The sequence below is a fragment of the Rhodococcus sp. I2R genome (assembly GCF_020889545.1).
Classification (GTDB): Bacteria; Actinomycetota; Actinomycetes; order Mycobacteriales; family Mycobacteriaceae; genus Rhodococcoides.
The window spans coordinates 60,785-81,986 of the sequence record NZ_JAHUTG010000025.1 but is presented as its reverse complement, the minus strand read 5'-3'; the positions used below and the strand labels follow the sequence as shown (position 1 = coordinate 81,986).

General features: G+C 63.7%; 18 protein-coding genes and 3 pseudogenes. 7 read left to right on the top strand and 14 right to left on the bottom strand.

The genetic code is table 11. The features are described 5' to 3' along the window. Positions 1-357 precede the first annotated feature (357 nt). Positions 358-591, bottom strand: a complete 234-nt coding sequence (locus KVY23_RS21210; RefSeq protein ID WP_268995320.1) for a DUF4229 domain-containing protein — start codon at positions 589-591, stop codon at positions 358-360. Positions 592-695: 104 nt separating this feature from the next. Between KVY23_RS21210 and KVY23_RS21205 the strand changes: the two are divergent. Further along, positions 696-1,148: pseudogene (locus tag KVY23_RS21205) on the top strand (DUF3105 domain-containing protein); the annotation flags it as partial. A gap of 188 nt (positions 1,149-1,336) precedes the next feature. Next, a complete protein-coding gene (locus KVY23_RS21200; protein ID WP_075840301.1) occupies positions 1,337-2,164 on the top strand; it encodes a cytochrome c biogenesis CcdA family protein in 828 nt (275 codons plus the stop codon). A 348-nt stretch (positions 2,165-2,512) separates the two neighbouring features. On the opposite strand, the gene KVY23_RS21195 is transcribed toward KVY23_RS21200, so the two are convergent. Then, a complete protein-coding gene (locus tag KVY23_RS21195; RefSeq protein WP_075840273.1) occupies positions 2,513-3,169 on the bottom strand; it encodes a DUF305 domain-containing protein in 657 nt (218 codons plus the stop codon). 334 nt (positions 3,170-3,503) lie between these two features. On the opposite strand from KVY23_RS21195, the pseudogene KVY23_RS21190 reads away from it, so the two are divergent. Continuing rightward, a pseudogene (locus tag KVY23_RS21190) lies at positions 3,504-4,010 on the top strand (transposase); the annotation flags it as partial. 90 nt (positions 4,011-4,100) lie between these two features. On the opposite strand, the pseudogene KVY23_RS21185 reads toward KVY23_RS21190, so the two are convergent. Both KVY23_RS21185 and KVY23_RS21180 read right to left on the bottom strand, forming a co-directional pair. Further along, positions 4,101-4,416: pseudogene (locus tag KVY23_RS21185) on the bottom strand (IS110 family transposase); the annotation flags it as partial. An 81-nt stretch (positions 4,417-4,497) separates the two neighbouring features. Next, positions 4,498-5,532 (bottom strand): substrate-binding domain-containing protein, encoded by a 1,035-nt coding sequence (locus KVY23_RS21180; RefSeq protein WP_075840275.1) that lies wholly within the window; start codon positions 5,530-5,532, stop codon positions 4,498-4,500. A 243-nt stretch (positions 5,533-5,775) separates the two neighbouring features. On the opposite strand from KVY23_RS21180, the gene KVY23_RS21175 reads away from it, so the two are divergent. After that, complete coding sequence (locus KVY23_RS21175) at positions 5,776-7,170, top strand: NAD(P)/FAD-dependent oxidoreductase (protein ID WP_075840276.1); 1,395 nt, start codon at positions 5,776-5,778, stop codon at positions 7,168-7,170. Between the two features lie 31 nt (positions 7,171-7,201). On the opposite strand, the gene KVY23_RS21170 is transcribed toward KVY23_RS21175, so the two are convergent. From KVY23_RS21170 to KVY23_RS21130, 9 genes are all read right to left on the bottom strand, one after another. Further along, positions 7,202-7,573 (bottom strand): helix-turn-helix transcriptional regulator, encoded by a 372-nt coding sequence (locus KVY23_RS21170; RefSeq protein ID WP_075840277.1) that lies wholly within the window; start codon positions 7,571-7,573, stop codon positions 7,202-7,204. Next, complete coding sequence (locus KVY23_RS21165; RefSeq protein ID WP_075840278.1) at positions 7,570-8,235, bottom strand: urease accessory protein UreD; 666 nt, start codon at positions 8,233-8,235, stop codon at positions 7,570-7,572. Before KVY23_RS21165 ends, KVY23_RS21170 begins: the two co-directional genes overlap by 4 nt. Beyond that, positions 8,225-8,917, bottom strand: a complete 693-nt coding sequence (gene ureG / locus KVY23_RS21160; protein ID WP_075840279.1) for an urease accessory protein UreG — start codon at positions 8,915-8,917, stop codon at positions 8,225-8,227. The genes KVY23_RS21165 and ureG overlap by 11 nt, the downstream gene beginning before the upstream one ends. Positions 8,918-8,952: 35 nt before the next feature. Next, entirely contained in the window at positions 8,953-9,576 is a 624-nt protein-coding gene (locus KVY23_RS21155) for an urease accessory protein UreF (RefSeq protein WP_075840302.1), read from the bottom strand. A 76-nt stretch (positions 9,577-9,652) separates the two neighbouring features. After that, positions 9,653-11,374 carry an urease subunit alpha gene (locus tag KVY23_RS21150; RefSeq protein WP_075840280.1) on the bottom strand — a complete coding sequence of 574 codons (1,722 nt, stop codon included), beginning with the start codon at positions 11,372-11,374 and terminating at the stop codon, positions 9,653-9,655. Continuing rightward, complete coding sequence (locus tag KVY23_RS21145; protein ID WP_075840281.1) at positions 11,374-12,006, bottom strand: urease subunit gamma; 633 nt, start codon at positions 12,004-12,006, stop codon at positions 11,374-11,376. Before KVY23_RS21145 ends, KVY23_RS21150 begins: the two co-directional genes overlap by 1 nt. Positions 12,007-12,116: 110 nt before the next feature. Further along, the gene (locus tag KVY23_RS21140; RefSeq protein WP_075840282.1) at positions 12,117-13,406 is read right to left on the bottom strand and encodes an aldolase/citrate lyase family protein; all 1,290 of its coding nucleotides are present in this window, start codon (positions 13,404-13,406) and stop codon (positions 12,117-12,119) included. A gap of 5 nt (positions 13,407-13,411) precedes the next feature. Beyond that, a complete protein-coding gene (locus KVY23_RS21135) occupies positions 13,412-13,813 on the bottom strand; it encodes a PaaI family thioesterase (protein WP_230558136.1) in 402 nt (133 codons plus the stop codon). Positions 13,814-14,110: 297 nt separating this feature from the next. Then, positions 14,111-14,806, bottom strand: coding sequence for a hypothetical protein (locus tag KVY23_RS21130; protein WP_230558135.1), 696 nt, complete (start codon positions 14,804-14,806; stop codon positions 14,111-14,113). Between the two features lie 357 nt (positions 14,807-15,163). Between KVY23_RS21130 and KVY23_RS21125 the strand changes: the two genes are divergently transcribed. The 3 genes from KVY23_RS21125 to KVY23_RS21115 all read left to right on the top strand — a co-directional run bounded on the left by KVY23_RS21125 (position 15,164) and on the right by KVY23_RS21115 (position 18,569). Then, entirely contained in the window at positions 15,164-16,612 is a 1,449-nt protein-coding gene (locus KVY23_RS21125) for an iron chelate uptake ABC transporter family permease subunit (RefSeq protein WP_374108755.1), read from the top strand. 107 nt (positions 16,613-16,719) lie between these two features. Beyond that, positions 16,720-17,715: an iron chelate uptake ABC transporter family permease subunit gene (locus KVY23_RS21120; RefSeq protein WP_230558115.1), complete on the top strand. Its 996-nt coding sequence runs from the start codon at positions 16,720-16,722 to the stop codon at positions 17,713-17,715. Further along, a complete protein-coding gene (locus tag KVY23_RS21115; protein WP_230558114.1) occupies positions 17,712-18,569 on the top strand; it encodes an ABC transporter ATP-binding protein in 858 nt (285 codons plus the stop codon). Before KVY23_RS21120 ends, KVY23_RS21115 begins: the two co-directional genes overlap by 4 nt. Here the strand turns inward: KVY23_RS21115 and KVY23_RS21110 are convergent. Further along, the gene (locus tag KVY23_RS21110) at positions 18,566-21,193 is read right to left on the bottom strand and encodes a DUF2156 domain-containing protein (RefSeq protein ID WP_230558133.1); all 2,628 of its coding nucleotides are present in this window, start codon (positions 21,191-21,193) and stop codon (positions 18,566-18,568) included. The genes KVY23_RS21115 and KVY23_RS21110 overlap by 4 nt on opposite strands. Positions 21,194-21,202: the final 9 nt, after the last annotated feature.

Sequence of the window (21,202 nt, the reverse complement as noted above, 5' to 3'; positions counted from 1 at the left end):
TCTGCGAGATGCCCTTCGTTGTGGCCGAATTTGATCCTCGAGAAATCTCATTCTTCCACTACGACAGGGCATTTCGTGTCTGCGACCCGCGCTTGGTCGCTACCGAATCGGTGCAACCAGGCTCAGCCACCTCCGGCTCTGGCAGCACCCGATCCTCAACCCCAGCATCGGAACCCGCAGGCTCCGAAGCAATATCCTTACTCAACCTTGATCTCTCCGAACTCGCCCTCAGGCTCAGTAAATACCTCGGGTCAAACTGTCTCACTCAAGGTTGACAGAGAGGGCTGCTGCTATGCCCGACGGCGCGCTGGGAACTGGTCACCCGCCGCGGAGCACAACTCTCGGGGTAGACGCGGGTCATTTCGGCGATCGAGTCTTTCGCCTCGCGCGTTCACGGTCGACTGCTTCTATGTCCGAGTTGATCGTTCGTCGGAGCTTGCGGAATACGAACGCCGAAATCGGCAGGCTTGTCCCGAGCGCGATGATCAACACCAGCGGAACAGGGATGTCGAGGCTGGTCAGTGCATCGACGGCCAGGATGGTCCCCGCGGCCATGCACACGAGCAGCAGACGTGCACCGTTGTAGGTCAGCAGGTGGAGGGCGAGCAGCCCCTGTGCGGTCGTAGGTTACGGAACGGTGGCATCGGATGTCCTGTGATCGTGGTGGGTTACCCTCGGCTCATTCTAAATACTAAGCCACGTGCACAGGTGTGGTGTATCCAGCGTCCCATCGCAACGAAAATGCGGTCCATTCGCTCGAACACGGTGCCGTGTGGGTGACGTACGATCCGAGCCGAGTATCGGCCGAGGACGTGGATTCGCTCGCTGCGCGAGTCGAGGGCGAACCCTACATGTTGATGTCGCCCTATCCAGACCTTCAGGCACCGATCACGCTCCAATCATGGGGCCACCGACTCGAACTCAACAGCGCCTCCGATCCACGAATCACGCAATTCATCGCTGCTCTGCGTCAGAATCCTTCGACCCATCCCGAGAGCGGGGCGAGTTGTTCGACGATTCCCGGCCCGTTCGATCCCGATAATCCACCGCCTTTCGACGCCGGCGAACCAGGCCCGGATGCGGTCCCGCTGGATGAAGAGCCGAACAGTGACGGCGCAGCCGCGCCCGGAGAGGGAGGTAACCGATGACCGTCCACGACGACGTCGAGGTCACCCCGGACGCCGAGCGGAAGTCCGGCCCCAGTCGCCTGCTCATCGGGTTACTGGCGGTGGCCCTCGTCCTGTCCGGAATCCTCATCGGCGTTCTGGTGTCCCCGAACGACACGATCTCCACTACGCCCGCACCGGACTCCGTTGAGGTCGGATTTGCTCAAGACATGTCGGTGCATCACAACCAGGCGATCGAGAGCGTCGGCTCGACGTTCCAGAATGCGGCATCGAGCGGACCGCTGGTTCTGGCGATCGCCGCATGCATGCTCGCCGGTTTGGTCTCGTTCGCATCACCGTGCGTTGTGCCCCTGGTTCCGGGCTACCTGTCGTACCTGGCGGGCATCGCAGGTGCCGACGCGCCGCCCATCGGCGCCGCCTCGACTAGTGGAGCACCGTCGAAGCTGGCGAGCCGCTGGCGGGTGGCCGGCGCCGCGGCTTTGTTCGTTGCCGGCTTCACCATTGTCTTCGTCCTCGCCACCGCTTCGATCTTCGGGGTCATTGGCACCCTGCGCATCAACGAACAGGTGCTCCAACAGGTCGGCGGTGTCATCACGATCATCATGGGCTTGACGTTCATAGGGTTCATTCCTGCATTCCAACGCGACACTCGATTCGCGCCGCAACGCATTTCGTCTCTTGCTGGAGCGCCGGTGCTCGGTGGCGTGTTCGCGCTCGGCTGGACGCCGTGCCTTGGCCCCACCCTCGCCGGTGTGCTGTCCGTTGCTGCCGGCACTGAAGGCGCAACGGCAGCGCGCGGCGTCACCCTCATCGTCGCCTACTGTCTGGGACTCGGTCTACCGTTCGTGGTCCTCGCGTTCGGCTCAAGTTCGGCGATGCGCGGTGTCGGCTGGCTACGGCGGAACTCGCAGAGAATCAAAGTGGCAGGCGGAGTTATCATGATCGCCGTCGGTGTCGCCCTGCTGACAGGGGTGTGGGGTGTGTTCATTGCCTGGATACGCAATGAATTCGTCAGTTCGGTTGTATTACCCATCTGAGAAGGAAGCCGGGCAGCACCAGGCACTGCGTAGTTCGGTACCGACAACGTTTACAGGATCACTCCCTCCACCCAGTTGCCCGTGCCGGGGACAGTGAACCCACTATCTGTCGACGGTGCCGGGCCGCGATGACCCGATCCGAGCACCCCATTCCCCTCCCACGGATCTGCGTGCCCCAAAATGCGACCCGTAGCTCGCTGCCGAATCAGACCCCCTGCCGAGGTTCACCGGCGGGGGAGGGCGTCTTTCCGAGGCCCATGTTGATCGGTTTGGCAGCTTAATGGGCCAGGTCTCCGAAACTGAAGGGCGGGGCTCGGCTGTAGCCAAGCCCCGCCCTTCAGTTGATAGTTACTGGGGGAGCAGGCTTTCCATCGTGGAGATTTCGCTTTGCTGCGCATCGACGATAGTGGAGGCAAGCTCCTTGGCATCGGGATTGGAGCCGTCGGCCAACTCGATCTGAGCCATCTCGATTGCCCCCTTGTGGTGCTCGATCATCATGGTGAGCCACATGGAGTCGAACTCCGCCCCGTTGGCGGCCGACAACATATCCATGTCCTCCTGGCTCATCATGCCGGTCATACCGCCGCTACCCATGTCCATGCCGCCCATGTCCATGCCGCCCATGTCTGCGGACGCAGCGGGCTGTCCCCATGCGGTGAGCAGAGCATTCATCTGCTCCATCTCTGGTGCTTGAACTGCTTCGATGGCCTGGGCCAGCTCGATGACCTGAGCATTCTCGGTTCGGCCGTCGACAAGTGCAGCCATATTCACCGCTTGTGCGTGGTGGGGGTACATCCCTTCAACGAACGTGACATCGGCGTCGTTGAAATCGGCCGATGCTTCGGCCGATGCTGCAGAGGACGACGAGGCCGGTGTATCGCTACTCGACATGCCGGGCATGTCCATTCCGCCGTCGTCACTGCTGCAACCAGCGAGAACTGCGGCGGCAACGGCGGAAGCCGCCGTTATCGCGACCGTGAAGCGGGTAGATCGATTCGAACGCATAGCAAACTCCTCAAATGTGTTGGGGTGGTTCGGATCGACGGGCACACTGGCCCGTCGTCATCGGTGTCTCACGCAACTGTGAGTCACCTGTCAGATCCGAAGCACAGACAATTCGGAGAGAGTGAAAATGGTCCAGGGCGGCGGGTGCCCGGTTCGATGACGAACTGCCGACATTCGCGCAGCGTGGACGAGAGACCCGGCGACGCCCACAACGATTGCCCGTAAGACGGCCAACGCCGCGACGGCGCCGACGATAGCCAGACACAGATGCATAACCGAGCTGTGATCGCCACAGCCATTCCCACAGTGTGCTGCGGAAACACTCTCCACCGCCTACGAGACCGTCATCGCTACCACCGAACGTAGGAACCGTCTCGATGCCGCTATCGCTGAGATGGCTGCGCATTCCTCGTTCACCCCGGTGGTGACCCGGTTGGGGTGTCTTCGCGGGGTGGCGACGTTGACGGCGTTCGGGTTGGCGACAGAGATCGGTGATTGGGACCGGTTGACCGGGCGTTCCATCGGTGCGTTCGTCGGACTGGTTCCTACCGAACATTCTTCCGGTGAATCACGTTCTCAAGGTGGGGTCAGCAAAACCGGTAATGCTCACGTGCGTCGGCTGCTCGTCGAGGCTGCTTGGCATCACCGCACACCGTATCGGCCGGGGCGTGAACTGGTGGCACGGTGGAAGGACTCGACTCCCAAAGCCAAAGCGCGAGGACATCAAGCGAACCGGCGACTGCACGCACGGTGGGAACATTTCGATCAGCGAGGCAAACGTGCCGTCGTCGCCAATGCCGGGATCGCACGGGAACTGGCCGGCTGGTGCTGGTCGCTGGCCACATCTCACATCGTCATCGACCGTTCATCCCGGACATCTATCCGACGCAGATCGTTACTTCGGCGTCGAAGCTTCTTCTATTCCTCGATGCTGCGCGGACACCAGATCACGAGCCGACTCTTGCTCAATACTCGGAATCGCCACTTCCGTGACCTCGCTCAGATGCAGCAACCTCGCTAGATGCCGGGGCATCGCGTGCATCGCTTTTCACTCGATCACCGGAGGACCCGCCTCGTAGACGACTGCCGCATGCCCTGGCAGTGAACGGGTCCACTCCAGGAACACTCTTTCGTGGTCAGGAGAGAGCCGACGCTCGAGCAGCTCCCCGGATCTCACCATCCAAACCGCACGCCACCACCGACCGCGCGTGCACATCCAAACCCACACTCGTACGACCATTCGTCACTGGGGCCTCCACATCTGTGGCTCTACCGGCCAGGACCTACTCCTGTCGGCAACCCACGCTTACATGCGGAGAGGGCCCTAACTAGCGGGTTCCGTTCCGGGCGTACTCGGCGATGGAGTCGATGTTGGATGCGTCGATGAATGCGGGACCGGTCAGAACCGGCTGTCCGCCACCGATGGTGTTTCCGTTGTTCAGGTACAGCCACAGCGAGTCCACTGCAAGGTATCCCTGGAGGTAAGGCTGCTGGTCGATCGCCCATTCGACGTCGCCGGACTGAATAGCGTCGACGAGTGCGGCGTTGGTGTCGAACGTGACCACGGTGGCATCGCTACCGGCATTGGCCTTGGACTGCACGGCCGTCAGCGCGATCGGCGCGCCGAGTGCGACGATGTGGTCGATGGTCGGGTCCTGCTGAAGCTTGGCCGTGATGGTGGCTTCCACCGACGGCATGTCCTCGCTGTTGACGTTGAGGATTTCTGTACTACCGCCTGTGAATCCCTCGGTCACGCCTGCGCATCGCGATTCGAGGGCGACCTGGCCCTGTTCCTGGATGATGCAGAGCACTTTGGTTGCGCCGTCGGCAGTGAGGCGCTCGCCTGCGGTACGTCCGGCTATCGTCTCGTCCTGTCCGAAGTACTGGCTGACGCCCTGTTCTTCCCAGACGTCGTAGCCGGAGTTGAACGCGACCACAGGGATTCCCTTGGCTGTGGCAGCCTCGACCGCAGGTGCCATGGCGTCCGGCTTCGCAAGCGTGATCGCGATGCCGTCGACGTTCGAGTCGATCGCACTCTGCACCAGGTTCGCCTGGTTGGGTGCCTCCGGGTCGGCAGAATATCGCAGCTCGATGTTGTCTTTCGCTGCGGCCGCCTCGGCACCCTTGCGGATGAGATCCCAGAACGAATCTCCTGGAACTTCGTGTGTGATCATCGCGATCGTTGCTCGTGGTGTGTCTGCGGTACCAGCATTGGAACCGCCGCCGGTGCTCTCCGGCGCTCCGCCGGTGCTCGAGCAACCCGCGGCCACGGTGGCGCACAGCGCCAGTCCGAGGACAGCGCCTGAGCGCAGTACGCGGAGCGAACCTGTACGTCCCGAGCCGTGACTCGTCTGAAGTGTCATCAATTCTCTTTCTCGACGCCGATCCCCGATGGGCCGGTGGTGAATCACTCGATGTGGCACTCAATATGTAATCCACATCACAAGCAAAGTCAAGACTTTGTCCTGACATTAAAAACTTTCCACTGGGTACTGCTCGCAGGCCGCGGTATGCACATGTTCGACGCACGTCATGCCCCTTGCCGAGACGGAAGAAACGATGGCGACTACCGTTGTGACCACATCTCAATCTTTAGGGAGCAGGTAATGAGCATCCAACCGGTCGAATCGAAACGTCATCGCGTTGTAGTCATCGGTTCCGGTTTCGGCGGTCTGTTCGGCGTGAAGGCGCTCAAGAAGGCCGACGTCGACGTCACTCTGGTAGCGAAGACCACGCACCATCTCTTTCAGCCGCTCCTCTACCAGGTTGCAACCGGGATCCTCTCCGTCGGCGAGATAGCTCCTACCACCCGTGTCATCCTGCGCAAGCAGAAGAACGCCGAGGTCTTGATGGGCGAGGTCATCGACATCGACCTCACCGCCAAGACCGTGACGTCCAGACTCCTCGAGCGCACCACAGTCACACCGTTCGACAGCCTCCTCGTCGCGGCGGGTGCTCAGCAGTCCTACTTCGGCAACGATCACTTCGCCGAGTTCGCGCCGGGAATGAAGACGATCGACGACGCTCTCGAGCTTCGCGGGCGCATCCTCGGCGCCTTCGAACAAGCCGAATTGTCCCACGACCAAGAAGAGCGCGATCGGCTGATGACGTTCGTCGTCGTCGGCGCCGGACCGACGGGCGTCGAGCTTGCCGGCCAGATCGCAGAACTCGCAGACCGGACACTCGACGGGGCGTTCCGCAATATCGATCCACGTGACGCGCGTGTGATTCTCCTCGACGCGGCACCCTCGGTGCTGCCGCCGATGGGCGAGAAGTTGGGGAAGAGAGCGGCCGACCGGCTCAAGAAGCTCGGGGTCGAGATCCAGCTCAACGCCATGGTGACCGACGTCGACAATGACGGTTTGACCGTCAAGGAAAAGGACGGAAGCACTCGACGTATCGAAGCGCAGTGCAAGGTCTGGTCTGCCGGAGTTCAGGGCAGCCCGCTGGGCAAGATTCTCACCGATCAATCGGACTCGGAAACCGACCGCGCCGGCCGCGTTGTCGTCGAACCCGATCTCACCATCAAGGGCCACCCGAACGTGTTCGTAGTCGGCGACCTCATGCTGGTGAAGGATGTACCCGGCATGGCGCAGGGCGCCATTCAGGGCGCAACCTACGCAGCCAAGCAGATCAAGGCCTCACTCAACGGTGCCGATCCAGCACAGCGCCAGCCGTTCAAGTACTTCGACAAGGGGTCGATGGCGACCGTCTCTCGATTCAATGCGGTTGCGAAGGTCGGCAAACTCGAATTCAGCGGCTTCATCGCGTGGATGATGTGGCTCGCTCTGCACCTGTACTACCTTGTCGGATACCGCAGCCGAATCACCACCGTCATCTCGTGGTTCGTCACCTTCCTCGGACGCGGACGCGCTCAGATGGCGTCGACCGAGCAGCAGGTCTTCGCCCGATTGGCCATCGAGCAACTCAACTCGATAGAAGCGACGGAGAGTCCGGGCGATAGCGGTCGAGCCGACCAGGAAGCCAGAGCCGCAGGCTGATCACCCAGGCTCATTCACACAGAACTCGGCGTCACTCTCGCACTGGATGTGCATGGGTGGCGCCGAGTTCGTGCAGCATGCGATGGACGATCTCGTCGTCGAGCCGATAGGTCATTTTCTTACCGTCCCGCGCCACGGCAACCCAGCCCTCGTTGCGCAACAGCCGCAGCGCATGCGAAACCGACGTCGCCGTCATTCCGAGTGCTGCGGACAGGTCGGTGACACAGATACCTGGCGCGCGGTGCATGCACAACAGGATCCGGAGTCTGGTCGGGTCACCCAGCAGGTCGAATCGCTGCACCCACTCACCGAGATCGTCCACCGCGTCGAGGGCCGCACGCGCTTGTGCCACATGCTCAGGATCGAACGGTCGAAGCACGCCGGCGGTGTCCGAATCGGTCATGACATCAACGGTAGTGCGTCCAGCCTCGAACCGGTGCAGGTCGTCAGCGATCCTCCCGCGGCCAGCGGCATCCGGACAAGGCTGTGTCCGGAACTGTCGGGGGCTCGCTCGTCCGGATATCTCAGCGTGCTCGACAATGCCAAAGGGGCGTTGAGTGCGTCGTGCCCGGTCGTCCCGACGCCCAACTCCACACGGTGGCGCAAATGCGGACGAGTATCGACATCGCTGCGCATCGACGCACGCCACTGCCCAGCGGACTCACCGCTGCGGCCGATCTGAACGCGCTCGCGAAACTCCACCGAAGACGACGAGGTGAAACGGATGGTCGTGTCGGTGTGGTGAACCGCGTCCGCAGCGACGATCATCGGTTCGGGATCGAAGACGAGGTCGCCGCCCTCGTCCACCTCGAACGACCAGTGCGCGAACGATTCCCTATTCGACGCGCTGGGTAGAGCAACCGAGGCCGCAACGCTGTGGACGACGAGCCGAGCACGAGCTGCCACGACGACTCGAATGTGCATCTCGTCGCCGCCGAGAGGTGTTGCAGCCGTGCCGATCATGTGCACGGTATCCGGTCCGGTCAGGCGGCCCGACAATCCTCCCGAGGAGATGATGCGTGGACTGCGATCAGCGCTGGCCTCGATGACGAGCTCAGTGCGCATCGGCGTCGGCCGTCTCCTTCAACTGGGTCCTGACCCATTCGAGGACGAGGGTGGCGGCCGGATCCTCGGTCAGCGAGATCATGGCGGTGGGCCGCCCCTCGCGTACTCGCATTGCGTCGTTCTCCATCACGGTGAGGTCTGCTCCGACGTATGGGGCGAGATCGGTCTTGTTGATCACCAACAGATCGGAGAACGTCACGCCCGGACCACCCTTGCGTGGCACCTTGTCGCCACCTGCGACGTCCACGACGAAGATCTGAACATCGATGAGTCCTGACGAGAACGTGGCTGTGAGGTTGTCCCCGCCGGACTCGACGAGAATGAGGTCGAGCGGCGGGTTGCCCTCGACGAGATCGTCGATGGCATCGAGGTTGGCAGTGATGTCGTCGCGGATCGCGGTATGCGGGCAACCACCGGTCTGGACGGCGGTGATCCGTTCGTCGGGCAGTACGGCATGGCGCCGCAGAAAGTCGGCGTCCTCGGTGGTGTAGATGTCGTTGGTCAGCACGCCGAGGGCCAACTCGTCGCGCAGTTCTCGGCACAGGGCCGCGACCAACGCCGTCTTGCCGGAGCCGACCGGGCCCCCGATTCCGATCCGCAGTGGCTCGCCGGGGACACGGACTCGCTTGGGCCGACCGAGTCCGTGGTCGTGCGGTTGTCCGTCGATGAAATGCGGAGGCATGTCATGGCCTTTCTGGAGCTGAGATGGATCGAAGGTCAGGATACGAAAAGGGGCCGGTCACGATGCGCATGCGACTCGGCCAGCACATCGAGCAGCGGATCGGACAGATCGACGAGCTCGGGCAGATGCGCGCACACCGAGTCGGTGACCTCGTCGCACGTGATCGCCAGACGGAGGGTGCACGCCGCCACCTCGGACGGGTCCAGCGCCAGCAGACGCTGCGCCGCCACCGCGGATCCTGTCATGGTGGTGTAGACCTGGATCGAGGCCACATCCTGCCCAGAGATACCGGCCACGCGACCGACAACTCCGAGCACGACGGCGAGGTGGGGTCGCGGCGGCAATGCCGTCCAATCGTGTTCGGGCCAGCTGACTTTCGCCAACCTGAGCAATCCTCGTCCCTGTGCGCGTGACGCGGCCCTCGCCGCAGGGGACGGTGTTCGTGCGTCACACTCGGCGTCGGCGACATCGGTGGCGACGATCGATTCGCACACCGCCGCCGCGATCGACGCAGACACCGCCCCGGTGGTCCGTAGGCGCCTGTTCAGGAACGCCTCGACCGTCACGAGATCTCGCACGAGTCCTTGCTCGATGGCCTCCTCCACGCCGCCCGAATGCACGTGACCGCCGATCGGCAACCTCGAATCGGCCAGCGACATGACGGTGGCTACCCGTGTGATCGCCGCACTCACGAGATCGCCTGGCAGACTCCGGCATCCCGCACGGTGTGCCCGCTCAAAACAGGAAGTATCTCTGTGCCATGGGGAGTTCCGTTGCCGGGTCTGCCGTCCATACTTCACCGTCGATCTTCACCGTGAACGTGTCCGGGTCGACCTCGATTCGTGGCTGCGCGTCATTGAGCGGCATATCGGACTTGCCTACGGCCCGAACATTGCCCACAGCGACGAGTCGGCGGTCGCAGTTCAATCGGTCCGCCAGACCGTCCTCGATTGCCTGCGGTGCGACGAAATGCACGGAGGTCGCTGCGGCGGCTTTCGCGGAGGCACCGAACATGGGCCTGGGCAGTTCTGGTTGTGGAGTCGGAATCGAGGCGTTGGCGTCACCCATCTGAGCCCAGGCGATCATCCCACCCTTGACGACCAGGTGCGGCCGGACGCCGAAGAATGCCGGATCCCACAGGACCAGATCCGCCAGCTTGCCCGGTTCCACCGAACCGATCTCGTGATCGAGCCCGTGGGCGACTGCCGGGCAGATGGTGTATTTCGCGATGTATCGCCTGACGCGGTTGTTGTCGGCACCGACATCGCCGGCGAGCAGGCCACGCCGCTTCTTCGTCACATGCGCGGTCTGCCAAGTCCGCAGCACCACTTCGCCGATCCTGCCCATTGCCTGCGCATCGCTGCCGATCATCGAGATCGCCCCGAGGTCGTGCAGTAGATCCTCTGCGGCGATGGTCGACGGCCGGATGCGGCTCTCCGCGAATGCGAGGTCCTCGGGTATCGACGGATCCAGATGATGACAGACCATGAGCATGTCGAGGTGCTCGTCGAGAGTGTTGATCGTGTGGGGCCGTGTGGGATTGGTCGAACTCGGCAAGATGTGTCCTTGCGAGGCGACGGTGATGATGTCCGGAGCGTGACCTCCTCCGGCACCTTCGGTGTGGTAGGCGTGGATGCCTCGCCCGGCGATCGCACCGAGGGTGCTTTCGACGAAGCCTGCTTCGTTGAGAGTGTCCGAGTGCAGCGCGGCCTGAACTCCGGCGTCCTCGCACACCCGCAGGCATGCATCGATGGCGGCCGGGGTCGACCCCCAGTCCTCATGCAGCTTCAACCCGGAGGCGCCTGCGCGTAGTTGCTCCCACATCGCCTCGCTACTGACGGTGTTTCCCTTGCCCAACAGCACGATGTTCATCGGCCAGTGGTCGAGAGCTTCGAGCATTCGAGACAGGTGCCACGCGCCGGGTGTGACCGTGGTTGCCTTGCTGCCTTCCGCCGGCCCGGTCCCACCGCCGACCACCGTCGTGATGCCGCCGGCGAGGGCCTCGTCCATGATCTGGGGGCAGATGAAGTGAACGTGGCAGTCGATTGCACCGGCGGTGACGATCTTTCCGTTGCCGGCGATGATCTCGGTCGACGGGCCGATCACGAGATCGGGGTGCACACCGGACATCGTGTCCGGGTTCCCGGCCTTGCCGAGTGCAACTATTCGGCCGTCTCGAATGCCGATGTCTGCCTTGATGATCCCCCAGTGGTCGACGATCACAGCTCCGGTGATGACGGTATCGGGGGCTCCGTCGGCTCGGGTGGCACGTGACTGTCCCATCGATTCACGAATGACTTTGCCACCGCCGAAGACGGCCTCCTCGCCGGCGAGCCCAGGTCCACCGCAGCGGTCCTCGGTGACCTCTATCAGCAGATCGGTGTCGGCCAAGCGAATCCGATCACCGGTGGTCGGGCCGAACAGCTGTGCGTAGCGGGACCGGCTCATGTGCACCATCAAGCATCCAGCTTTCCAGGAGGGGTGAGGCTCAGACCGTGCACTTCGCGGGTACCGCCGATCGGGACGAGATCGACCGTCATCGAGATGCCCGGTTCGAATCGGACGGCCGTCCCGGCCGGGATGTCGAGGCGTCGACCGTGAGCGAGATCCCGATCGTATTCGAGGGCCGCGTTGGCCTGAGGAAAGTGCACGTGGCTGCCGACCTGAACCGGGCGGTCGCCGGTGTTGACCACGTCGATCGTCACGACATCGGCGCCGTCGTTGAGTTCGATCATGCCCTCGGCGGTGATCACCTCACCCGGAACAAGATGCCCGTCATCGCGTTTCGGAGAAATCGGATCGTGCACGGTGATGAGTTTGGTCCCGTCCGGGAATGTGGCCTCGACCTGCACCTCGGGAAGGAGCTCGGGAACCCCGGACATGACGTCGTCGGCGCCCAGCACTTCACGGCCGGTCGCCATCAGGTCCGCCACCGACTTGCCGTCGCGGGCGCCCTCGAGCAGATGGTCGGTGATGAGGGCCACCGCCTCGGGGTGGTTGAGCAACAGCCCGCGCTCACGGCGCCGCCGAGCCAGGTCGGCGGCGTAGCTGATCAGCAGACGGTCCTGCTCGTGTGGAGTCAGCCGCATTGGTCTCCATCCTCATCGGTCTCGGCCACGTCGATCGGCCCTTTTTCGGTGACGCCAATACTGACACGATTCACGTGGAGCGGCAGCGAACGCCGACATCGGCGGTGATGTCAGGCCTTCGGATCGGGGGACGAAGCCCCGCCGACTGTCCGAGTCAGCAGAGCGTCGAGGACTTCTCGCGTGATCGACGACGAGACGGACTTCAGATCCTGTTCGCTCACCGCGCCCGAGTCGAGTCCGCGCACGAGAACCCCGGCGAGCGCCTGCGCAGTTGCCGGCTCGTCCATCATTCCCCCCGAAGCGCGGTCGAGATATGCCGCCACCCGTGTTGCCGCTGCGGGCATCGCCGACCGGAAGAACGACAGCGTGGCAGTCCACCGGGTCGCGAGGTGCGCTGGGTGCATGTCCCAGCCCTGATAGAAGCCGCGTTCGAGCGAGCGTGTGACCAGTGCGGCGTGGCGAACGATCGCCGATTCCATCTCGTCGGGTGTGCCGACGGGAACGACCTGGGTGGAGCCGTCACACACCCAGACTCCGCTCTGTGCGGCTGCAGCCAACATGACATTCTTCGCGTGATCGGCAACCGGATGTGCGAGAGACTGCTGCGCCGAGGCGATTCCGCATGCTGCGCTGTAATCGTAAGTGCCGTAATGGAGTGACGTGCAACGGCCGTCGGCGTGTCCCAATGCGCGTGCAACCGTGGCAGTGCCGTCACGTCCGACGACAGCCTGAGGGCTCTCGATCTGCAGCTCGAACCGTAGCGAGCGTTCGGCAAGCCCGTGAGCGCGCTCGAGTTCTTCACACAGTGCCACCACTGCGTCGACCTGTTCCACTGCACGCAGTTTCGGCACCGTGAAGACGAATCCGTCGGGCACGCCCCCAGCACCGTCCAGCACCAGCTCGAGTGTCCTGATGGCGCGACCGCGTTCATGGGGCGCAAGCCCTTTGGGGCGAATACCCAGCCAGCTCGGCCCCGACGGATCCGCTGCAAGTCTCGCGAGGACCCGGCCGGCCCGGCGAGCATGATCGTCCTCGACGGAATCAGCGAGCCAGCCGTAGCCGTCCTCGAAGTCGATCCGCAGATCCTGCACAGGGCTGCGTTCGAGGATCTCGCGAACTCTGGGAACGATGCCCGCCGAGTCCAGCGAGTCGAAGACCTCACGGTTCGCATCGAGCAGAGCCAGTGCATCGCTTCCCCACTGCTGCGGCAGATCCACCGAGGCATCGGAGGCCGACACGTACACCGTGTGGATCGGCTGTCCACCGAGTCGATCACCCGGATAGTCGCGCGCGAGTGCAGCATCGACCGGCCCGAGAATCGTGTCGATTCGGTCGTACGCACGTTCGGTGAGGCGAGCGCCAGTGGAGGCCGGCTCGGGCCCGGGGGCTTCGTTCGTCACCGGACCTACTGTCCCAGACTTTCGGTATCGACGATGTTCGCCAGACGTACCTTGCCCTGTGCGACGTGCTTGCCGGCTTCGTTGGTGATGTCGACCTGCCAGATCTGCTGTGTTCGACCTCGATGTATCGGCCGCGCTTCGGCAACGAGGCGTCCCTGACGAGATGCGCGGAGGAAGTCCGTGTTGTTGTTCACGCCGACCACGTGCCCGCGCTCACCCAGCCAGACGGTTGCACCGATACTTGCGAGCGACTCCACCACCGAGCACAGCACTCCGCCGTGCATGATGCCGGCCGGTTGATGCAATGCCGGGGTGACCTCCCATGTGGCGCGAACGTGGTCGGCGGAGATGTCGGTGTACTCGAGGCCGACTGCCCCGTCGAAGCCTCGACCGCACAGCTCGGTCATCTGCGCTGGGTCTATATCGCCGAGGTTCGGTGCACCATTCGCTGTTTCGTGTTCAGTCTCGCTCACAGGTTCTCCTCGCTCGCACCAGTGTGCATTCCGGCAACGACGATTGATCACCGCCGCCGAATCAGAACTACACGACCGTGGATGCAGGAAAATCGGCGGGCCTCACATTCGGTGAATGTGAGGCCCGCCGCGCAAGGACCGGGAGTCTCTGCAGCCCTCAGGACTCCGGCACGGTCCGTTCGCGTGTGTGACTACCCAACTATAGGCAAGGCTTACCTCATTGAGCAATCCCTACGATGCACGCGCTCGTGTTCGGCCGATCGGCACGGTTCGATTTCGCACGGGGCGGTTTCGGACGGGGGCGCCCGCCGCGACGAATGCGTCCAGTAGCGCCTGACCCCTCCGCGCACTCTCCGACGCATAGGTCCCGGCCAGTACTGGAACGAGAGTGGAGGCGCCCAGCACCGAATCCCCCACCAGGCTCCAGAAGACGCGAGCATCGATGGGTGACCTGCTCGCGAACGAACGCAGCACCGCCTCGAGGGAGGTGATGCACCGATGAGCCGTCCACACCAGGAGTGCCTGCTCGCACGGTAGCGTCACCGCACCCGGCTCATCCGCCAGGGCGTCGCCTGGTAGCACCCTCAGTACGGGCGAAGTGACGCCGGCCCAGTCGATACACCCATCGCTGTCCATATGAATCCACAGGTTGTCGATGCCGGGGTCCCAGGCACGGCCCTCCAGCACCAGCATTGCGGACACGCGACCGACCACGGCGTGCACCAGGGCCGTCGCAACCTGGATCGCCGCAGACTCGGGTTCTTCGAGATCCTCCATCGACCGAGCAACCATCTGCTCCACGCGGCCGTCGTCCAGCCCGGCCGCGAGCTGCCACCACCGCCGCTTGCTCTCGTTCGCCATCGTCGCCACCGCGTACATCCGCGGATAGTCGGGATTGAGTGAGCGCAGTCGCGCGCTTGCGCGCATCAGTGGGCCGCCCTGGCCGCCGCGTTCGGTTGCACGACGTACATCGGCCCAAGCATCGCGTGTCGTGGACACAGCATCGTGAGTCGTGGTTGCTACGGACACCGGAACACTCCCTCGAGTCGACATCATGAACCTTCGGTTCGTTCGATGTAGGTTAGCCTAACCATTAGTAGGCGGGGTGCGGGACTCGGGTAGCCGCTATACGGCATGCCTTCCCTTACCTGAGCGCACACTACGAACAAGGGTTCCGTAACCTAAGACGCGCCATCTATCACAGCGAGGAGTCATCACGCAGTGACGACGACACCATCTGCCGACCCGGTCACCTCGTCGGTTCCGGATCTCACCGCGCTGTCGGTGGGCCCGCGCCTCGATTCCGACGACGCGTTCGCCACCGAGGACATCCCTCGTGGTCAGGCGCGGTGGACACCGCGAGCGTGGGCAGCGATCGTCGACCTTGCGATCGTGCTGATACCTCTCGCCATCGGGTGGTCCGTGGTCGACTCCCTGCGCGAGGCCAACGGTGGCGGCCAAGCCGATCGCTTCGTGTTCGGCAGTATCGCGCTGGCGGTGACTGCAGGTGTGGCCAGCTGGAACGTGGGCTTCCGAGAGGGCCGGGAAGGACAGAGCACCGGCAAACGATGGGCCTCGCTCATCGTCCGGGACAGCGTGAGCGGCGACGCGATCGGAGCGAAGCGCGCTGCGCTCCGCAGAATGGGAATCGGCCGGGGAACCAGCGAAGTAGTCCACGAGAAAACCGCCATCGACGAACTGTTCGAACAGGTTCCCCAGGACACGTCGGTGGCGGGCATCCGCAGACGCCGCATACTCGGTCTCATCGTGCTGGCCGTCGCACTGGCCGCAGCGATCCTGGCCAGTATCGCAATAGGCGCCCGACCTCTGACCTTCGACGAAATCGGTCACGCGCTGTTGTCCAGCACGGGCACCGACACCGACATCATCGTGCGGACCCTCCGCGTTCCACGGACGCTGCTCGCTCTCGTAGTGGGCATCGCACTCGGCATTGCCGGCGCGTTGATTCAGGGACACACCCGCAATCCACTCGCCGACGCGGGGCTGCTCGGACTCAACGCCGGCGCAGCATTCTTCGTGGTTCTCTCGATCTACCTGTTCGGATTCAACTCCCCGAGCCAGTACCTGTGGTTCGCTTTCGCCGGGTCCGCGCTCGCCAGCGTCGTCGTCTTCGGGCTCTCGTCGATCGGAAACGGCCGCGCGAGCCCGTTGAATCTGGCGCTGGCCGGGGCGGGCGTCGCCTTCTTTCTCGCGGCGATGACCAACGCCATCGTCATACTCGATCAGACGAGCCTCGACGGGTACCGATTCTGGTCCGTCGGGTCGGTCGCGGGCCGCGGCCTCGACGTGCTGTGGCAGGTGCTGCCGTTTCTCGTGATCGGCGTCCTCATTGCATTGGCGAGCACCCCGGGCCTGAACGTCATGAGTCTCGGTGACGACGTCGCCCGCTCCCTCGGCACCAACATCGCACTCACGCGCACGGTCGGCATCGTCGCCATCACATTGCTCACCGGCGCAGCCACCGCCGCCTGCGGCCCCATCGCGTTCATCGGCCTCGTCGTGCCGCACATCGCCCGTGTGGTGACCGGACCCGACTATCGCTGGCTGGTTCCGTACGCGGGTCTGATGGGCGGGGTGATGCTCCTGGTCGCTGATGTCATCGGCCGCGTCGTGGTCCGGCCAGGCGAGTTGCAAGTCGGCATCGTCCTTGCACTGTTCGGTGCTCCGTTCTTCATTGCTTTGGTTCGTCGTCGAAAGTTGGCAAGCCTGTGACCACCGAAGCAGAACCTGTTTCAGCGCCCGTCGACGCTCCGGGTCACCGTGTGCCTTCGCGACCGGCGTTCCGCGTTGGTCCGGTCTCGTTGGTCAGGCGACCGATCATGGTGTTGCTGACCCTCGCCATGCTCACCGCGCTCTTCCTGATGTTCTGCATCAACATCGGCCGCGGCGACTTCCCGCTGTCCATTCCGCAAGTGATCGATGTCCTACTGGGTGGAGGTTCGCGTATCGATCGATTCATCGTCATCGACCTTCGTCTACCCCGGTCGTTGACCGGAATTCTCGTCGGAATGGCCCTCGGTATGTCCGGGGCGGTGACGCAGTCCATCGCACGCAACTCACTCGCGAGTCCCGACATCCTCGGCATCACGGCAGGTGCCAGCGCAGCGGCAGTCGCGCTGATCGTGCTCGGCGGCGGCGGTACCTTCGTCGGTCTGCTCGCCACACTCGGACTCCCCCTCGCCGCTCTCATCGGCGGTGTAGCCACCGCAATGATCATCTACGCGCTCGCCTGGAAACGCGGGGTCGAGGGATTTCGACTGATTCTCGTCGGTATCGCCATCAACGCGATGCTCACCGCGGCGATCGGATGGCTGCTCATCAGTGCGGAGATCAACGACGTCTCGCGCGCGCAACTGTGGCTCAACGGATCACTGAACGGCGCAGACTGGTCGACGGTGTGGCCCGTGCTGGTCGCGATCGTCACCGTCGGCGGCTTCGTACTCCTGTCCACGTTCACCCTCGGCGCGCTTCGGTTGGGCGATGACAACGCGCGATCACTCGGTGTGCGCCTGCAGCATGGACAAGCATCGCTGTTGTTGGCCGCGGTCGCGCTCGCGGCGATCGCGACCGCGGCCGCCGGCCCCATCGGCTTCGTCGCGCTCGCTGCACCTCAGATTGCCCTTCGCATCCTTCGAACTCCGGGACCCCCGATACTCGCGTCCGCACTCATGGGCGGGCTGCTTGTCGTGGGCAGCGACCTGATCGCGCGGACAGTGCTTCCCGTCGAATTGCCGGTCGGCATCGTCACGTCCGCGCTCGGCGGACCCTTTCTCCTCTATCTGCTCGTCCGTAGTAACCGAAAGGTTTCCGCATGACCACCTTCGAATCGTCGCGACTCGTCGCGGAAGATCTCACCCTCGGTTACGGCGACCGCGTCATCATCGAGAAGCTGAACGTGCAGATCCACGCGGGAGTCATCACGACGGTGATCGGCCCCAACGGGTGTGGCAAGAGCACCCTGCTCAGGTCTCTCGGAAGACTGCTCAAACCCAAGTCCGGAAGAGTGATCCTCGACGGCAAAGCCATCACTTCGATGCGCACGAAAGATGTCGCGCGTGTTCTCGGCATGCTGCCCCAGGCACCGACCGCGCCAGAGGGTTTGACCGTCGGCGATCTCGTGTCGAGAGGTCGCCACCCTCACCAGTCCTGGATACGTCAGTGGAGCTCCGACGACGAATCCCAGGTCGCGAACGCACTCGAGCTGACCGGCGTCGGCGATCTCGCGGACCGACCGGTGGACGAGTTGTCCGGCGGACAACGTCAACGGGCGTGGATCTCGATGGCGTTGGCGCAGGGCACCGACATCCTTCTCCTCGACGAACCGACGACGTACCTCGATCTCGCTCACTCCATCGAGGTCCTCGACCTGGTCGATCGTCTACACGAGGAGTTGGGGCGGACCGTGGTGATGGTGCTGCACGACCTCAACCTCGCCGTACGCTACAGCGATCAACTGATCGTGATGTCCCAGGGCAAGATCGTCGAGGCCGGAAGGCCGCAAGACGTGATCTCCGAAAAGCTCCTGCTCGACGTGTTCGGACTAGAGGCACGCGTGATCGAAGATCCTGTCTCGGATCGCCCGCTCATCGTGCCGATCGGCACCCGTCACGTCTACGGATCGGTCGGTGGTCCCGTCGAGGCGTCGGAGTCGATGGCGCCCGGCAATTAACGTTCGATCATGGTTCTGAGCAGTCGCATGCCATCTCCCAGCGACACGTCGGGGAGATAGGCCCGACCGATCGCGTTCCCGATGCTCGGCAGCGCGGCGGGGTCGGCGAACGTCATGTGCATGGGTTCGTACCGCGGCTGAAATTTCGCCTTGAATGCAAGCAGCGACCGAAATCCGTACACGGGCTCGAGCGTCCTGCCCAGCAGGTCGAGCAGCCGATCGAGGACCCGGGAGAACGTCAGCTCGTCGGTGGTCTCCGCTGACGCCTCGGGCCCCGACTGTGCTCCACGATCTGCAACGACCTTCGCGAGAGGGGCCCCCGACAAACTCAGAATGCGCACGCCCTCCTCCTTCAGCGACACCGCAGCCGAGGCGATCAGGAACTCCATCGTCGGCCGGAACCCCTCCGACCGTCGACGCATGAAGTCCAAGGTCCAGCCGACGATCCTGCCGTTCTCGTATACCGGCATCCACGATGTGATGCCGTGCACCGTTCTGTGTTCGTCGACCGCGATCAAACACCTCACGTGCGGATCGTCGACTTCGTCCAGACCGCCGAGCGTGAACCCCATCTCCGGCATTCCCTTGTCCGCAACCCACTCCTCCGAGATCGCCGTGATCTGGTCCGTGATCGCGAGCGGTGCATCGTGGAAGCTGACCCATTCCGCGCTTATCCCCGCCTTCTTCGCACGGTTCAGCGCGGTGCGAACATCCTGGAAACGTTGGCCCGTGAATGCCAGATTCTCGAGATCGAGGACCGTTTCCTCGCCTACCTGGATACCGCCCCATCCGAGAGCATCGGTGATCTGGCGTACCTGCGGTGTGACCGAGTAGAAGCACGGTATCCAGCCGTTGGTCGATGCGAACTCGGCGAAGTCGACGACGTTCTCGCGCAGCCGCTCTCGCGGCCCGACCGGATCGCCCGTCGTCAGAGCGACACCGGCGATCACCCGGTACGCGACGAAGCTGGTTCCATCCGGTGAGAACCAATACGTGTTGCCCTTCCACAGAGTCATCCACGACAGCGCACTACCCGTGCTCGAGGTCAGAGTCGCCCGTGCGCGACTGGTTGCACCCTTGTCGGAATCGGCCGCCGAGGTCGAGAAGGTGCTCAGGATCGCGATACACAGCACGGCCCAGAACAACACACCGGTCCACTCGAACAACACCGTCGCGAGAGTGCTTTCCGGGAGGAATCGTGGATCGAGCCACTGGAGATAGACAGGTGGGAGAAGTCGCTGCGGGAAGTCGCCGATCAGAGCCGCAGCTGTGGGTTCGTTGTCGAATCCACCCCGGGCGAGAAGCCCTCCGAGAACGTAGAGCGAGGCCAGAATCGCGGCCGTCGCGGCTCCGATCACGGTGAACTTTCGGTAAGTACCGCGTGGCGCGGTCACGTCGAAGTATTTGCGTGTCAACAGGAGTACCACCAGCACCGCGAGCGGCAGCAGAAAGGGCACGATCGTGCGGTAGGCCGTGGGCGAGTCGAGACCGTAGAAGACCGAGTCGTTGTCGCCGGCCTCGACGAAACGTATCGCGTAGTTCGCTATCGAGACGACCAGCAGCACGCACTGGGCGACCACCGTCGCGTACCAGGCCGCAGCCCGCCCGCGGCGTAGACCGTCGGCGAGGCACAGCAGAAAGATCGAGGGCATCAGCGACAGGATCGTCGGCCCCACTCCCCCGAGACGCAGCTCCAACAACCCGGTACGGCACTCCGCGTCGCCCGGGGAATCCGCGCAGATTTCGCGCACCTCACCCGGTGTGTAGGGCACGCCACGAATCACCTCACGCAACACCGCGAACGGGCCCACAGCGTTCGGGCTGAGCGCCGCGAGCAGCGGCCCGAGCGCGCTTGCGGCGACCACGAGCGCCACCAGGACACGGCCTTCGCGCTGGGTGCCGGCCAAGCGCGGACCCCGCGCGGACCTGCCGACAAGGACGGGGCCGAGCAACAGACCCACCACCGCAGCTGCGAGCCGAACGACATCCTGGAGGTGGCCACTGAACAGTGCCAAGGTGATCAACAGCGCAAGGAGACCGACCCGGATGCGCCGACGCCACAGGGTGTCCATCCGCGAGCTGGCCACCATCACCACCCCGACAATCCAGGTGGTCGGACCCACAGCCGTACCGACATGCAGGCGAAAGCCCCAATTCGCGTCGAACAAACGAGCAAGAGCCGCGAGACCGAGACCTGCTATGGCACCGAGAACCTGGGTCGCTACCGCTGCCACGGCAAATTTGCGTGAACCGATCCGGCGTTCGATAGGGGCGGCGGCGACGAAGACGCCGACGACGAACACGACGTACCCGATCACCCCGGGCGCCAGCAGACCGGAGGTTACAACGGTCCAGATTCGAAGGTGTTCGAACGCCACGATGCCCAGGGCGAGCTGTCTGCGGACCGTGTCCCCGCCGATCAACAGTGCAAGCACGCCCAGAGCGGACACGACGAAGAACAAAGCGATGCTGATCGGTGCACCCTTTGCGCCGAAGACCACGAGTGCGCGCAGTCGCACGAATTGCCGCGATACAGCGCGCCAGGCATGTTCGACTCGGGCGCTGCGGCGGGCGAACCACGATGGCGTGGAAACCGCGTCCTCGGGGACACTGTCGGACGCCATCTCGGGGGC

Excerpts from the sequence above, each read along its gene's own strand:
- KVY23_RS21200 (WP_075840301.1), top strand. The coding sequence starts at position 1,337 with ATGTCGGTGCATCACAACCAGGCGATCGAGAGCGTCGGCTCGACGTTC.
- KVY23_RS21195 (WP_075840273.1), bottom strand. The coding sequence starts at position 3,169 with ATGCGTTCGAATCGATCTACCCGCTTCACGGTCGCGATAACGGCGGCT.
- KVY23_RS21180 (WP_075840275.1), bottom strand. The coding sequence starts at position 5,532 with ATGACACTTCAGACGAGTCACGGCTCGGGACGTACAGGTTCGCTCCGC.
- KVY23_RS21175 (WP_075840276.1), top strand. The coding sequence starts at position 5,776 with ATGAGCATCCAACCGGTCGAATCGAAACGTCATCGCGTTGTAGTCATC.
- KVY23_RS21170 (WP_075840277.1), bottom strand. The coding sequence starts at position 7,573 with ATGACCGATTCGGACACCGCCGGCGTGCTTCGACCGTTCGATCCTGAG.
- KVY23_RS21165 (WP_075840278.1), bottom strand. The coding sequence starts at position 8,235 with ATGCGCACTGAGCTCGTCATCGAGGCCAGCGCTGATCGCAGTCCACGC.
- ureG (WP_075840279.1), bottom strand. The coding sequence starts at position 8,917 with ATGCCTCCGCATTTCATCGACGGACAACCGCACGACCACGGACTCGGT.
- KVY23_RS21155 (WP_075840302.1), bottom strand. The coding sequence starts at position 9,576 with ATGTCGCTGGCCGATTCGAGGTTGCCGATCGGCGGTCACGTGCATTCG.
- KVY23_RS21150 (WP_075840280.1), bottom strand. The coding sequence starts at position 11,374 with ATGGTGCACATGAGCCGGTCCCGCTACGCACAGCTGTTCGGCCCGACC.
- KVY23_RS21145 (WP_075840281.1), bottom strand. The coding sequence starts at position 12,006 with ATGCGGCTGACTCCACACGAGCAGGACCGTCTGCTGATCAGCTACGCC.
- KVY23_RS21135 (WP_230558136.1), bottom strand. The coding sequence starts at position 13,813 with ATGACCGAGCTGTGCGGTCGAGGCTTCGACGGGGCAGTCGGCCTCGAG.
- KVY23_RS21130 (WP_230558135.1), bottom strand. The coding sequence starts at position 14,806 with ATGCGCGCAAGCGCGCGACTGCGCTCACTCAATCCCGACTATCCGCGG.
- KVY23_RS21120 (WP_230558115.1), top strand. The coding sequence starts at position 16,720 with ATGGTGTTGCTGACCCTCGCCATGCTCACCGCGCTCTTCCTGATGTTC.
- KVY23_RS21115 (WP_230558114.1), top strand. The coding sequence starts at position 17,712 with ATGACCACCTTCGAATCGTCGCGACTCGTCGCGGAAGATCTCACCCTC.
- KVY23_RS21110 (WP_230558133.1), bottom strand. The coding sequence starts at position 21,193 with ATGGCGTCCGACAGTGTCCCCGAGGACGCGGTTTCCACGCCATCGTGG.